We start from the raw sequence: 14,519 nt of genomic DNA on the forward strand, positions 1-14,519 counted from the left end.
CGCCGATCGGCTCGTCCACTCGGCCGGACGGTTCCCGCTCCGCGCCGGAGCGGGGAACGACGCTCAGTCCACCAGATCCCGCACCACGGCATCCGCCAGCAACCGCCCGCGCAGCGTGAGCACCGCGCGACCGCCCTCGTACGGCCCCTCCCGGAGGAGTCCGTCGGACAGCGCACGGCGCGACGCCGCGAGCCCGGCGTCCCTCAGCAGCGCGAGCGGGACACCCTCCCGGAGTCTCAGTTCCAGCAGGATCCGCTCCACCCGCCGGTCCTCGTCCGTCAGGATCTCGCGTCCCGCCCCCGGCGACCTCCCGGCCGCCAGCGCCCCCGCGTACGCCCCGGGGTGCTTCACGTTCCACCACCGCACGCCGCCCACGTGCGAGTGCGCTCCCGGCCCCGCGCCCCACCAGTCGGCGCCGCGCCAGTACAGCTCGTTGTGCAGGCAGCGGCCCGCCTCGGAGCGGGCCCAGTTGGACACCTCGTACCAGTCGAAGCCGGCCGCCGACAGCCGTTCCTCGGCGATCAGGTACCGGTCCGCGTGGACGTCGTCGTCGGTCATGGGGACCTCACCGCGCCGGATGCGGTGGGCGAGCCGGGTGCCCTCCTCGACGATCAGGGCGTACGCCGAGACGTGGTCGGGTCCGGCTCCGAGGGCGGCGTCCAGGGAGGCCCGCCAGTCGTCGTCGGACTCGCCCGGTGTGCCGTAGATCAGGTCGAGGTTGACATGGCCGAAACCGGCCGCCCTGGCCTCGGCCACGCAGGCCTCCGGGCGGCCCGGGGCGTGGGTGCGGTCCAGGATCCGCAGGACGTGCTGCCGCGCGCTCTGCATGCCGAAGGAGATCCGGTTGAAGCCGCCCTCGCGGAGGGTCGCCAGATACCCGGGGTCGACCGACTCGGGGTTGGCCTCCGTGGTGATCTCGGCGTCCGGGGCCAGGCCGAACTCGTCGCGGATCGCCCCCAGCATCCGTACGAGGTCGTCCGCGGCGAGCAGGGTGGGCGTGCCACCGCCGACGAAGACGGTGCGGACCTCGCGCGGGTCGTCGCCGAGCACCTTGCGGGCGAGACGGATCTCGTCGGTCAGCATTCCGGCGTAGTTGTCCCGGGAGGCGAGCACGCCGCCGGTGCCGCGCAGCTCGGTGGCGGTGTAGGTGTTGAAGTCGCAGTAGCCGCAGCGGGTGGCGCAGTACGGCACGTGCAGGTAGAAGCCGAGGGGGCGGTGTGCGGCCCCGGCGAGCGCGGTCGCCGGGAGGGCGCCGTCGGCGGGGACGGGTTCGCCGTCGGGGAGTGCGGAGGGCATGCCCTCCATTGTCCCGTACCGGGCGCCCTACTCCGCCTGGAGCACCAGCAGCGCCAGGTCGTCCTCCGGCGGGCGGCTGCCGAAGTCGTGCACCAGCCGCCGGATGTGTTCGGCGATCGTCCCGGCGTCCAGCCCCGCGCAGCCGGCGAGCGCGGCGGCGAGCCCGTCGCCGTCGTCGAGCTGCCGGGAGCCGTCGCGGCGCTCGGTGACGCCGTCGGTGACGCACAGCAGGGTGTCGCCGCGCCGCAGCTCGACGGTGTCGCTGAGGTACGTCGTGTCCTCTATCACGCCGAGCAGGGTCTGCGGCTGCGCGGCGGTGCGGACGGTGCCGTCGGGGCCGAGCAGCAGCGGCAGCGGGTGTCCGGCGGAGGCGAGGGTGCAGCGGATGCCTCCGTCGAAGGGGACCAGTTCGCCGTAGAGGAGGGACAGGAAGCGGGTCTGCGGGCCGTCGCCGGGGGTTGCGGGGCGGGCGCCGGCGGCCACCAGGGCGCGTGCGGCGGCGTCGGCGGCCTCGGTGGCGTCGTCGAGGAGGAGCTGGTTGAGGCGGTCCAGGACGCCGGGGACGCCGTACCCCTCGCGGGCCAGCAGACGCAGCCAGGGCCGGGCCAGGCCGATGACGACGGCGGCCTCCGGGCCCTTGCCCTGGACGTCGCCGACGGCGAAGCACCAGCGGCCGTCGCCGGCCGGGAAGAGGTCGTAGAAGTCGCCGCTGGGACCGCCCTTGTCGCACGGCTCGTGGACGAGGGCGGTGCGCACCCCGGGGATCTCGGCGACGGCGCCGGGCAGCAGCCCGCGCTGGAGCACGGCGCTGATGGTGGCCTGCCGGGCGTACTGGCGGGCGGCGCCGACGGCGAGCGCCACCCGCCGGCTGAGGTCCTCGACGAGGCCGGTGATCTCGTCGGGGAAGCGGGGCGGTCCGGCCCGGCCGATGACGAGGGTGCCCAGGGGGCGTCCGCCGGCGACGAGACGGTAGCTGAGAGCGGCGCCGTGGGTCCCGTGCGGGCCGAGCGCCCCGCCGGGCCAGGGGTGGACGGCCGGGCCGGGGTGGGCCGGGTTGGGCGGGGGCGGCGGGTCCTTCTCCAGGGCCCGGCGCAGTTCCTCGATGCGGCTCTCGCTGCTGTGCCAGACACGGGCGAGCCGGGTGCCCGCACCGGGGCGGCCCGGGGACTCGTCCTCCAGCCACACCGCGCACCAGTCGGCGAGGCGGGGCACGAGCAGCTGGCCGGTGAGTGAGGTGACCAGATCCTCGTCGAGCTGTCCGGCGAGCAGGTCGGAGGCCTCGGCGAGAAAGGACAGGGCGCCACGGCCGAGCCATTCGCGGTCCTGGAGGGCGCGGTCGCCGAAGCGGTCGCCGAAGCCGTCGCTGAAGCGGTCGCCGAAGCCGTCGTACTCGTCGGGCGCCCCGCTCTCGCCGAGGCGGTCGCGGTCGACCGGCCCGACGCCGGCGATCGGTCCTTCGACCGGCCCGCCGATCGCCCGGTCGACCGACCCCTCGACCGGCCCCTCGACCGGCCCCTCGGCCGACCCCTTGACCGGCCCGTCGCTGCCACCGGAGCGGTCCTGCCGCGCGTGCTGCGGCTCGTGGGTCGGCAGCAGTCCGGCGAAGCGGAGGTCCTGCCCGGGCGTGCCTGCCCCGATCTGCGTCCCGGGCTGCGTCCCGGGCTGCCCGGCGGCGGCCGGGCCGGTGTGCGGGGACAGCCGCGCCCACACGGTCTTGGCGCCCGCACGGTAGGTGATGCCCCAGGTCTCGCAGAGCGCGGCCACCAGCCGCAGTCCGCGGCCGTACTCGGGCTCGTCGTACGGCCGCTCCGGGGCGCCGCCGCCCGGCGCGCGGGACGGGTGCCGGTCGCACGCCTCGACCACCACGGAGCCGTCCTCCTCCAGTCGGCAGGAGACCTCGACGTCGGTGCCGGCGTGGACGACGGCGTTGGTGACGAGTTCGCTGACCACCACGAGGGCGTCCTCGGTGAGCCGGTCGGTGAGCTGCTCGGTGCCGGGCAGCCGGAGCCCGGTCCAGTCGGTGAGCGCCAGCCGCAGCAGCGCACGGGCGGCACCCGGCGCGAGGGAGCTTCCGGGCAGGGTCGCGCGCGCCTGCGCGGACGGTTCCGCGCTGTGCGCAGGCACCCCACTGGCACGGGAGGTGGTCTCCCGCTGCGTCGGAATGGCCCCCATGGACGGCTCCCCGGGAAGATCGTGCGTATGACGCCGCGGTCGTTGCCGACAGAGTGACAGACCGGACCGGCATATAAGCACGGAGTTACCGAAGTGGGCCGTCACGGGGGAGAACCGTGCCGGGTGGGTGATCGGAACCGGTCACGAGAACGGCCGGATCCGAACAGGTACGGGGGCTGTGCGGTCGGCCGCACAGCCCCCGTACGGGCGTCGTGGTCGCGGGCCCCGGTGGTCCCGGGTCCCGGCGCCGTCGCCGGGCTACGCCTCGCGCGACCCCTCGTACATCTCTTCGATGAGGTGCTTGTACTCCCGCTCGACGACCGGCCGCTTCAGCTTCAGGCTCGGCGTGATCTCACCGTGCTCGACGTCGAGGTCGCGCGGCAGCAGCCGGAACTTCTTGATCGTCTGCCAGCGCTGCAGACCCTCGTTGAGCTGCCGGACATAGCCGTCCACCATCTCGACGGTGGCGGGCGCCGCGACGATCTCGGCGTACGGCCTGCCCTCCAGGCCGTTCTCCTTCGCCCACCCCGTGATCGCGATCTCGTCGAGGGCGATGAGCGCGGTGCAGTAGTTCCGGTCGGCGCCGTGCACCAGGATGTTGGAGACGTACGGGCACACCGCCTTGAACTGGCCCTCGACCTCGGCGGGCGCGATGTACTTGCCGCCGGAGGTCTTGATCAGGTCCTTCTTGCGGTCGGTGATGCGCAGATAGCCGTCGGGCGACAGCTCGCCGATGTCGCCGGTGTGGAACCAGCCGTCGGACTCCAGCACCTCGGCGGTCTTCTCGGGCAGCTGGTGGTAGCCCTCCATGATGCCGGGGCCGCGCAGCAGGATCTCGCCGTCGTCCGCGATGCGCACCTCGGTGCCGGGCACCGGCTTGCCGACGGTGCCGGTGCGGTAGGCCTCGCCGGGGTTGACGAAGGACGCGGCGGAGGACTCGGTGAGGCCGTAGCCCTCCAGGATGTGGATGCCGGCGCCGGCGAAGAAGTAGCCGATCTCGGGCGCCAGGGCGGCGCTGCCGGAGACACAGGCGCGCAGGTTGCCGCCGAAGGCCTCGCGGATCTTGGCGTAGACGAGCTTGTCGGCGAGACCGTGCCTGCTCCTGAGCCCGAAGGGGGCGCTCGCGGTGCCGGTGCGGCGGAAGTTGTCCTGGGTGACCTTCGCGTACTCGCGGGCGACTCCGGCCGCCCACTGGAAGATCTTGTACTTGGCTCCGCCGCCGGCCTTCGCCTTCGTCGCGACCCCGTTGTAGACCTTCTCGAAGATGCGCGGCACGGCCGCCATGTACGTCGGCCGGACGACCGGCAGATTCTCGATGATCTTGTCGACCCGGCCGTCCACGGCCGTGACGTGTCCGACCTCGATCTGGCCGGAGGTGAGCACCTTGCCGAAGACGTGGGCAAGCGGCAGCCACAGGTACTGCACGTCGTCCGGGCCGACCAGGCCGGTCGCGGCGATCGCCTTCGCCATGTACGACCAGTTGTCGTGCGGCAGGCGGACGCCCTTGGGGCGGCCGGTGGTGCCGGAGGTGTAGATCAGGGTGGCGAGCTGCTCCTTGGTGAGCGCGCCGACCCGCTGCTTGATCAGCTCCGGGTCCTTCTCCAGACGGGCCGCGCCCCGGGACTCCAGCTCGGCGAGGGTCAGGATCCAGTCCTCGCCGGTGTCGGCCCCCTCCGGGTCGATCACCACCACATGGGTGAGGTCCGGCAGTTCGCCGCGCTTCTCGCGCGCCTTGGCGAGCTGCTCGGCGTCCTCCGCGACGAGCACGCGGCTCTGGGAGTCGGAGAGGATGTACGCCGACTCGTCGGCGTTGGTCTGCGGATAGACGGTGGTGGTCGCCGCGCCCGCGCACATGATGCCGAGGTCGGCCAGGATCCACTCGATCCTGGTCGCCGAGGCGAGCGCCACCCGCTGCTCCGGCTCCACCCCGAGCTCGATCAGACCGGCGGCGATCGCGAAGACGCGCTCCGCGGCCTGTCCCCAGCTCAGCGACTTCCAGTCGTCCGGGCCCTCTCCGGAGGCCGGCGGGACGGGGTACCGGTAGGCCTCCGCGTCCGGCGTGGCCGCCACGCGCTCCAGGAAGAGGCCCGCCACGGAGGGCGGACGGTTCTCGATCAGTGTCTGTGTGTCGCTCACGACATCCTCCGGGCCCGCGACGGTGCGGCTGGCTCAGGTCGGGCTGGTCTGTCTCTGGGGTGTGACTCTCGGGTACGTATGGGGTACGGCTTCCGGACAGTTGTTTAACTCACGAGTAACCATCGGGCAGGGACAGAGTAGAGGCAGGTCGGCCACGGCGTAAGGGTCCGTACCCCGTCAGTTCCCTGTCACTTCCTACAGACATGGGCAGGTCGCAGGCGAAGGGGCCCGCCGTACTCGCGTACGACGGGCCCCGTTGTGCCCCCTATTGCCCTGCGGCGGGGTCGCCCAGCGGCGCGGGTCGCCCAGCGGCGCGCGGGCTACTTCTTGCCCTTGCCGGATCCCGCTGCGTCGTCGCTGGAGAGGACGGCGATGAAGGCCTCCTGGGGGACCTCCACGGAACCCACCATCTTCATCCGCTTCTTGCCCTCCTTCTGCTTCTCCAGCAGCTTCCGCTTACGGGAGATGTCACCGCCGTAGCACTTGGCGAGGACGTCCTTGCGGATGGCACGGATGGTCTCGCGGGCGATCACCCGGGAGCCGATGGCGGCCTGCACCGGCACCTCGAAGCTCTGCCGCGGGATCAGCTCCTTGAGCTTGGCGACCAGCCGCACGCCGTACGCGTACGCCTGGTCCTTGTGGGTGATGGCGGAGAACGCGTCCACCTTGTCGCCGTGCAACAGGATGTCGACCTTGACCAGGGAGCTGGTCTGCTCGCCGGTGGGCTCGTAGTCCAGCGAGGCGTAGCCGCGGGTCTTCGACTTCAGCTGGTCGAAGAAGTCGAAGACGATCTCGGCGAGCGGGAGGGTGTAGCGGATCTCGACCCGGTCCTCGGAGAGGTAGTCCATGCCGAGCAGGGTGCCGCGCCGGGTCTGGCACAGCTCCATGATCGCGCCGATGAACTCGGTGGGCGCCAGGATGGTGGCTCGCACCACCGGCTCGAACACCTCGTCGATCTTGCCCTCGGGGAACTCGCTCGGGTTGGTGACCGTGTACTCGGTGCCGTCCTCCATGATCACGCGGTAGACCACGTTGGGGGCGGTGGCGATCAGGGCGAGGCCGAACTCGCGCTCGAGCCGCTCCCGGATCACGTCCAGGTGCAGCAGGCCGAGGAAGCCGACGCGGAAGCCGAAGCCGAGGGCGGCCGAGGTCTCCGGCTCGTAGACCAGCGCGGCGTCGTTGAGCTGGAGCTTGTCCAGGGCCTCGCGCAGCTCCGGGTAGTCCGAGCCGTCCAGGGGATAGAGGCCGGAGAACACCATCGGCTTGGGGTCCTTGTAGCCGCCCAGCGGCTCCTCGGCGCCCTTGTGCTGGCTGGTGACGGTGTCACCGACCTTGGACTGGCGGACATCCTTCACGCCGGTGATCAGATACCCCACCTCGCCGACGCCGATGCCGTCGGCTGCCAGCATCTCCGGCGAGTTGGTGCCGATCTCCAGCAGCTCGTGCGTGGCGCCGGTGGACATCATCCGGATGCGCTCGCGCTTGTTGAGCCGGCCGTCGATGACACGGACGTACGTCACGACACCGCGGTAGGAGTCGTAGACCGAGTCGAAGATCATCGCGCGGGCGGGCGCGTCCTTGACGCCGACGGGCGGCGGAATCTCGGCGACGACCTTGTCGAGCAGGTCCTCGACGCCCAGGCCGGTCTTGGCGGAGACCTTGAGGACGTCGTCCGGCTCGCAGCCGACCAGGTTGGCCAGCTCCTCGGCGAACTTCTCGGGCTGCGCGGCGGGCAGGTCGATCTTGTTCAGTACGGGGATGATCGTGAGGTCGTTCTCCATCGCCAGGTAGAGGTTGGCGAGGGTCTGCGCCTCGATGCCCTGGGCGGCGTCGACCAGGAGGATGGTCCCCTCGCACGCGGCGAGCGACCGCGAGACCTCGTAGGTGAAGTCGACGTGACCCGGGGTGTCGATCATGTTGAGGATGTGCGTACTGCCCTGGTCGTGGGTGGGCGCCCACGGCAGTCGCACCGCCTGGGACTTGATCGTGATGCCGCGCTCGCGCTCGATGTCCATGCGGTCGAGGTACTGGGCGCGCATCTGCCGCTGCTCGACCACCCCGGTCAGCTGGAGCATCCGGTCGGCGAGGGTGGACTTGCCGTGGTCGATGTGCGCGATGATGCAGAAGTTGCGGATCAGAGCCGGGTCGGTTCGGCTCGGCTCGGGCACATGGCTAGGGATCGCGGGCACGCAGGGTCCTGATTCTTGAGGCGTCCGCAGTGTCTGCGGTCTCGGGTCGGATCGGATCGATACGTAGCTTCCATGGTCCCACGCGTGGGGACCGGTGACGGGTTTGGGCCACTGATTGGGCCGCTGGTAGTGTGGGGGGCTGTGTCTCATGCCCGCTCGGCACGGGGCACGGTTCAAGAAGAAATCACCGGTACGGCCTCGTGGGCTCCCGTTTTCGTACGGCACCCGGGCGGCCCGTGCCAGAACCTGAGAAGGCTCTTTCGTGGCGAACATCAAGTCCCAGATCAAGCGGATCAAGACCAACGAGAAGGCGCGTCTGCGCAACAAGGCGGTCAAGTCCTCTCTGAAGACCGCGATCCGCAAGGCCCGCGAGGCTGCTGCCGCGGGTGACGTCGAGAAGGCCACCGAGTACCAGCGCGTCGCCGCGCGTCAGCTCGACAAGGCCGTCTCCAAGGGCGTCATCCACAAGAACCAGGCCGCCAACAAGAAGTCGGCGCTGGCGCAGAAGGTTGCCGCCGTCAAGGGCTGAACCCCTTATCTGGTCTGATCGCCGGAAGGACCCAGGGCGGGCCCTCTCTCATCCGCTCCCGACCGGCACCCCGGACTCGTACGCGGCCTGCGTTCGCCACGCGGGTACGAGTCCTCAGGCGTGAACCGAGGACCCCGTCCGCCGCCCTTCCCCAGGGTGGTGGACGGGGTCCTCGGCTTGAGGGCGCGGCCGACTCCCGCCGTGCGGGCGTGGCTACTCCGCCCAGAAGTCGTCGGACGCCTGTATGTCCTCCACGCACTCGTCGAGATCGGTGATCTTGTCGCCGACGATCCGGAAGACGATGCCTCCGTTCTCCTCCAGGTGCTTGCCCTTCCGGTCCGCGGTAAGGCGGTGCAGGGTCGATGCGTGGCCCCGGCCGTCCACGAGGACGTGCCGAAGCTCGACCCGGACCGTTCCGCCGGTCTCCTCGCCGATCCGCCGGTACATGTCCAGGACCGCGTCCTGGCCCTTGAAATCGCCGGAGAGAACTCCGCTGCCGGGCACGTGATGCGTGGCGTCCGCCGCCATCAGCCCGCGCAGGGTGTCCATGTCCCCGCGCGAGAAGGCCTCGTAGCCCTCGCGGACGAGCCTCGCGTGCGCATGTTCAGCCATGGTGCTCGCCACCTCTCCACTCATGGGCGATCTACGGCTGACACCTCTGATTCTCCTCCTCCGGACCCGACTTCTCCCCTTCAGGGCCGACGGCTCGGCCGGCTTCGGACCGGCGGCTCGGCCGACTTCCGGTCGGTGGCCTGGCGGCTGCCCGGTCCGGCGGGCTGGTCGTCCGTGGTTGCCCGGCCCGGCGGCTCAGTGACCGGTGGCTTCCCGGCCCGGCGGGCGCCACGGTACGGCGGCTTCCCGGTCCGGCGGGCTGCGCGGTACGGCGACCGGCCTGCCCGGTCCGGCAGCCTGCTAGGCCCGGCCTCTCGACCGTGCCGCGCGGGCGATGGTGACGACCGCCTTCTCCAGCGCGTACTCCGGGTCGTCGCCCCCGCCCTTCACTCCGGCGTCCGCCTCGGCCACCGCCCGAAGGGCCACCGCGACGCCGTCCGGGGTCCAGCCGCGCATCTGCTGCCGCACCCGGTCGATCTTCCACGGGGGCATGCCCAGCTCACGGGCGAGATCGGCCGGCCGGCCGCCGCGCGCCGACGACAGCTTGCCGATCGCCCGGACCCCCTGTGCCAGAGCGCTGGTGATCAGCACTGGTGCCACACCGGTGGCCAGCGACCATCTCAGCGCCTCCAGGGCTTCCGCCGCCCGGCCCTCGACCGCCCGGTCGGCGACCGTGAAGCTGGAGGCCTCGGCACGGCCGGTGTAGTACCTGCCGACGACCGCCTCGTCGATGGTGCCCTCGATATCCGCGGTCAGCTGGGACACCGCCGCCGCCAGCTCGCGCAGATCGCTGCCGATCGCGTCCACCAGCGCCTGGCAGGCCTCCGGTGTGGCCGACCGCCCGGTGGTGCGGAACTCGGCCCGGACGAAGGCCAGCCGGTCCGCCGGCTTGGTCATCCTGGGACACGCCACCTCGCGTGCGCCCGCCTTGCGCGCGGCGTCCAGCAGGCCCTTGCCCTTGGCGCCGCCCGCGTGCAGCAGTACGAGGGTGATCTCCTCGGCCGGAGCGCCCAGGTAGGCCTTCACGTCCTTGACCGTGTCGGCGGACAGGTCCTGCGCATTGCGTACGACCACGACTTTGCGCTCGGCGAAGAGCGACGGGCTGGTGAGCTCGGCGAGCGTGCCGGGCTGCAGCTGGTCCGGAGTGAGGTCGCGTACGTCCGTGTCCGCGTCGGCGGCCCGGGCGGCGGCCACCACCTCCTGCACGGCACGGTCGAGCAGGAGGTCCTCCTGGCCCACGGCGAGGGTCACCGGGGCGAGAGGGTCGTCGTTCGCAGTCTTCCTGGCCATCGCGACAAGCATCGCACGCGGCACTGACATCGGCGCCGACTGCCGTACGCCCTGGGGCAGAGCTGCCGTGCCCCCTGGGGGCAGAGCTGCCGGCTACGGGTCCTCGCGCCAGCCGTCCCACCGGGCGGCGAACTCGTCCAGCTCGGCCGGGTCCAGCCGTTCCCCCTCGTCGCGCAGGACGACGAGCCACTGGGCGTCCTCGGCGTCGTCCTCTCCGGCCAGCGCGTCCCGGACGATGCGGGGCTCCTCGGCGAGCGCGAACCGCTCCCCGAGCGCCCCCGCGGCCTCCTCCGCCGCGTCGCGGTCGGGCAGCACGAGCAGGTGTCTCACATCACTCACGCCCGCCATTGTCCCGCACAGCAGGCCGGGCATCGGTGCTGCGGGCCGTCAGCCGCTCCCGTCGGTCTTCCGTACCTCCGGCACCCGGGCGAGCCCGAGGCCGAACCGGTCCCGGTACACCTCCAGCACCTCGTCGTCCGCGCCCAGTTCACGCTCCTCCCGCTGCCCGCCGGGGGCCGTCAGGGTCAGTCTGCGGCCACTGAGCGTGATCCGGCCGCCGTCGTCCGTGAGCCGTGAGCACACCAGGGAGCGCCGGAAATGCGACCGGGGCGAGGTGCTGTGCCACCATGCCCCGGCCACGAAATCGCCCAGCACCCGCGGGCGCAGCTCCAAGCGGTACACCGCCCTGCCGTCCCGCAGTACGTCCAGGTCCGCGGCTCGCGCCGAGACGTCTCCGCCGCGCACCCCGGCCGCGTCCGGCCCCGCCTCGGCGATCCGGAAGGTCCCGCCGGGGTCGGTCTGCTCACCCCGCTCCCCGAACGCGAGCGGGTAGTGGCTGTGCGCCCCGAAGCCGACGTCGGCCAGCCAGTCGCCCCCGTCCACGGTCCGCACCCGCAGCGCCATGTGGTCGTACGGGATCCCCAGCCGGTCCCCCTCCCCGTACACCCGGGCCGCCAGCAGCGAGACCTCGTACCCGAGCGCGGTGAGCAACGCCGCGAAGGAGCCGTTGAGTTCGTAGCAGAACCCGCCTCGCCGGTCGTCCAGCAGCTTGTGCAGCAGCCGCTCCTCCTCCAGCACGATCTCCTCGCCGAGGTGGATGGACAGGTTCTCGAACGGCACCGTCCGCAGATGGCGCAGGTGCAGCTCACGCAGGACCTCGACGGTGGGCCACGCCGGGTACGCGGCCCCCAGCCGACGGAGATAGGCATCGACCTGTGCGGGCTTCATGCCCCCAGTCTCCCGCGGGCGGGCCCGGGCACGCCCGCCGGGTGCGGCTCGTCGCTGTTCCGTGCCGTGCCATGCCGTGCGCCCAGGTGATCCCCTGCGGCCCGGCGGCATCAGTCCGCCGCGGCACGCAGGTCCTGGCCGGTGCCGGTAACCGCCACCGCGCCGTCCCGGTCCGTCCGCAGCACCGCGGCCCCCCGGGCGCGCAGCGCCGCCAGTGTGCCGGGGGCGGGATGCCCGTACGGGTTGTCCGCACCGCAGGAGATCAGCGCCAGCCGCGGGGCGACCCGGCGTAGGAGGCCCGGGTCCTGGTGGGCCGAGCCGTGATGGGCGACCTTGACCACGTCGACGCCCTTCAGTGCCTCCGCCGCCGGCGACCTCGCCAGGGCCCGCTGCGCGGGTGGCTCGAGATCGCCGAGGAGCAGCAGGCGCATCCCTGCCGTGCGCACCAGCAGGGTGACGCTCGCGTCGTTCGGCTCCTCGGCGCCGAGAGCCGGGGGCGGACCGGCGGTGCCCGGCGGCCACACCACCTCCCAGGACAGCGGCCCGGCCCGCCGCACTTCCCCGGCTGCCGCATGCCGGACCGGGATGCCTCGTTCCGCCGCGCGGGACCGGACGAAATCCGCCTGCCCGGCAGGCTCTTCGAGGTTGGTCGTCTCGATCGCCCCGATGGCGCGCCCGCGCAGCACCCCGGGCAGTCCCGCCACATGGTCGGCATGGAAGTGCGTCAGCACGACGAGCGGGACTCGGGTGATGCCGAGGGAGCGCAGACAGTGATCGACCAGCTCCGGGTCGGGACCGGCGTCCACCACCACTCCCGCGCCCCGCCCCGCCGCGAGCACCAGGGCGTCGCCCTGCCCGACGTCGCACATCACCAGCCGCCAGCCCGGCGGCGGCCAGCCGACGATCACCCGGCCCAGCGGCGGTGGCTGCACCACGGCCAGCGTCAGTAGTGCCGCGCAGACACCGCACCACCAGGGGTGGCGCAGCAGCCGCCGGCCGACGAGCAGCACGGCCACCGTGGCCAGGGTGAGCAGTGCCGCGCCGCCCCAGGTGCCGGGCCAGTCCACCACCGCGCCGGGCAGTGCCGCTCCGGTGCGGGCGACGCCTGCCAGCCACTCGGTGGGCCAACTCGCGCACCAGGCCAGCGCCTTGGCGCAGGGCATCGCCAGGGGTGCTGTCGCGAGCGCGGCGAATCCCAGCACTGTGGCCGGTGCGACCGCGAACTCCGCGAGCAGGTTGCACGGCACCGCCACCAGGCTCACCCGCGCCGACAGCACGGCGACGACCGGTGCGCACACGGCCTGGGCGGCCGCGGCGGCGGCCAGTGCCTCGGCCGGCCGGGGCGGCACCCCGCGCCGGCGGAGTCCGGCACTCCATCGCGGTGCCAGGGTGAGCAGGGCGCCGGTGGCCAGCACGGAGAGCAGGAAGCCGTAACTGCGGGCCAGCCACGGGTCGTACAGCACCAGCAGCAGGACCGCCGTCGCCAGGGCCGGGAGCAGGGATCTGCGCCGCCCTGTGGCCAGGGCGAGCAGCGCGATCCCGCCGCAGGCCGCGGCGCGCAGCACACTGGGCTCGGGACGGCACACGACGACGAATCCGATCCCGATCACGCCGCCCAGTACGGCCGTGGTCCGCAGGGAGAGACCCAGCCGGGGTGCGAGTCCTCCTCGCTCGCTGCGCATCGCCAGCCCCGGAGGCCCGAGCAGCACTGCCAGGAGAATCGTGAAATTTGCTCCAGATACAGCAAGAGTGTGCGCTAAGTCCGTTTTCTCGAAGGCCTCCTCCAGTTCGGAAGTGATCCGGGAGGTGTCCCCGACGACCAGGCCCGGCAGCAGTGCCCGTGCGTCGGCGGGCAGGCCGTCCGTCGCCGCGCGCAGCCCCGCGCGCAGGCGTCCCGCCACGCGCTGCGCCGACGACGGGGCGGCCACCACGTCGGGGGCCGCTCCGTCCCGGGCTCGCAGCACTGCGGCGATCTGGTCCCGGTCCCGCATCGGCGGTGCCGTCCGGGCTGTGATCCGCAGCCGGGTGGTCGGCAGCAGCCGGAGCCAGGGCGCGGCGTGCGCATCGCGGGCGGAGGGCGGCGCGGTGTCCGGCTCGCCCGCTACGGAACGGCCGGGTTCGCGCGCGTCGTCCGGTGACCGCCCGCCGGGCGACTCACCGGGCGCGTCGCCGGCTTCCGAGTCCACGATCAGCAGCACCGGGGTCCGGGTGGTCACCGCCGTCCCGTCCGTGCGGATGACTCGCCGGACGTCTGCGTGGATCAGCACCGCGGGCGGGGCCGTGCGAGGGCCGCGGACGCGGGGCCGCGTGAGCCGGGGGTCGGAGGTGACCTCCACCTCGGCGGTCACCGTGGCGTACCGCCGGGCCAGATCCGGGACCGGCCCGCGGTACAGGTCCGCACTGTGCAGCCCGGCCGACGTGGCGGAAGCCGCCACGCCGAGGAGCACGGCGGCGACCGCGGCCCGGGGTGGGGGTGCGGACGGCCATGGACCGGATCGGAGGACGGGGCCAGGAGCAGGTCGAGGGCCAGGTCGACTGCCGGTCGAGGACCGGGCTCGATGACGGACCCGCTCCCGTCCCCCAGCCCCCATCACCAGCAGGACGGCGGCACCGGCGAGGCACACGGCGGCGGAAGCAAGGGCCCACGCCGGAGACGCGCCCACCAGCAGTGCCGCACTCGCCCAGGCCGCCAGAGCAGGCGGCACGAGCCGGAGGTCCGCCGGTCCGTCCTGCCGTGGGCAGGCGGCACCGAGCCGCTTCCCGGAGGCCGCGTGCACGGGTGACCGATCGGGCGGACCGACATCCCGGTGGGCCGGCGGGGACTCCGGCCGGAGGTTCGGCTGCGGGTCCCGTCCGACGTGCTGCTGGTGGTCCCACGGCCCGGCCGGGGCGGCCGTCCGCCCGCCTCCGGCATCCGGCCGGCGCCCGCCTCCGGCATCCAGCTGTCGGCCACGACCGGCGCCCTGCCTCGAGTCACGACCAGGATCCGGACCCACGTCTCGCCCAGGGGACGGCCGCGCGTCACTGCCAGGAGCAGGCGTCGATTCCAGCCCCGCGTCCGACCGCGG

Annotated in this window: 10 protein-coding genes; 1 reads left to right on the top strand and 9 read right to left on the bottom strand. The window is 72.9% G+C overall.

Going from position 1 to position 14,519, the window contains the following annotated elements; all coding sequences use genetic code 11:
* Positions 1–63: 63 nt before the first annotated feature.
* From hemW to lepA, 4 genes are all read right to left on the bottom strand, one after another.
* Entirely contained in the window at positions 64–1,296 is a 1,233-nt protein-coding gene (gene hemW / locus V5O46_RS27740; protein WP_332887454.1) for a radical SAM family heme chaperone HemW, read from the bottom strand.
* Between the two features lie 27 nt (positions 1,297–1,323).
* Entirely contained in the window at positions 1,324–3,468 is a 2,145-nt protein-coding gene (locus tag V5O46_RS27745; protein ID WP_332887455.1) for a SpoIIE family protein phosphatase, read from the bottom strand.
* A gap of 258 nt (positions 3,469–3,726) precedes the next feature.
* Positions 3,727–5,604 (bottom strand): AMP-dependent synthetase/ligase, encoded by a 1,878-nt coding sequence (locus V5O46_RS27750; protein ID WP_332887456.1) that lies wholly within the window; start codon positions 5,602–5,604, stop codon positions 3,727–3,729.
* A gap of 320 nt (positions 5,605–5,924) precedes the next feature.
* A complete protein-coding gene (lepA, locus tag V5O46_RS27755; RefSeq protein WP_332887457.1) occupies positions 5,925–7,793 on the bottom strand; it encodes a translation elongation factor 4 in 1,869 nt (622 codons plus the stop codon).
* A 262-nt stretch (positions 7,794–8,055) separates the two neighbouring features.
* On the opposite strand from lepA, the gene rpsT reads away from it, so the two are divergent.
* The gene (gene rpsT / locus V5O46_RS27760) at positions 8,056–8,322 is read left to right on the top strand and encodes a 30S ribosomal protein S20 (RefSeq protein ID WP_332887458.1); all 267 of its coding nucleotides are present in this window, start codon (positions 8,056–8,058) and stop codon (positions 8,320–8,322) included.
* A gap of 213 nt (positions 8,323–8,535) precedes the next feature.
* On the opposite strand, the gene V5O46_RS27765 is transcribed toward rpsT, so the two are convergent.
* The 5 genes from V5O46_RS27765 to V5O46_RS27785 all read right to left on the bottom strand — a co-directional run bounded on the left by V5O46_RS27765 (position 8,536) and on the right by V5O46_RS27785 (position 14,228).
* A complete protein-coding gene (locus V5O46_RS27765) occupies positions 8,536–8,934 on the bottom strand; it encodes a nuclear transport factor 2 family protein (protein ID WP_332887459.1) in 399 nt (132 codons plus the stop codon).
* A gap of 300 nt (positions 8,935–9,234) precedes the next feature.
* Positions 9,235–10,224, bottom strand: a complete 990-nt coding sequence (holA, locus tag V5O46_RS27770) for a DNA polymerase III subunit delta (protein WP_332887460.1) — start codon at positions 10,222–10,224, stop codon at positions 9,235–9,237.
* Positions 10,225–10,317: 93 nt separating this feature from the next.
* Positions 10,318–10,563, bottom strand: a complete 246-nt coding sequence (locus V5O46_RS27775) for a hypothetical protein (RefSeq protein WP_332887461.1) — start codon at positions 10,561–10,563, stop codon at positions 10,318–10,320.
* Between the two features lie 48 nt (positions 10,564–10,611).
* The gene (locus V5O46_RS27780; RefSeq protein ID WP_332887462.1) at positions 10,612–11,451 is read right to left on the bottom strand and encodes an arylamine N-acetyltransferase family protein; all 840 of its coding nucleotides are present in this window, start codon (positions 11,449–11,451) and stop codon (positions 10,612–10,614) included.
* 110 nt (positions 11,452–11,561) lie between these two features.
* Complete coding sequence (locus V5O46_RS27785; protein ID WP_332887463.1) at positions 11,562–14,228, bottom strand: ComEC/Rec2 family competence protein; 2,667 nt, start codon at positions 14,226–14,228, stop codon at positions 11,562–11,564.
* Positions 14,229–14,519: the final 291 nt, after the last annotated feature.

The sequence above is a fragment of the Streptomyces poriticola genome, from assembly GCF_036689765.1.
Classification (GTDB): domain Bacteria; phylum Actinomycetota; class Actinomycetes; order Streptomycetales; family Streptomycetaceae; genus Streptomyces; species Streptomyces poriticola.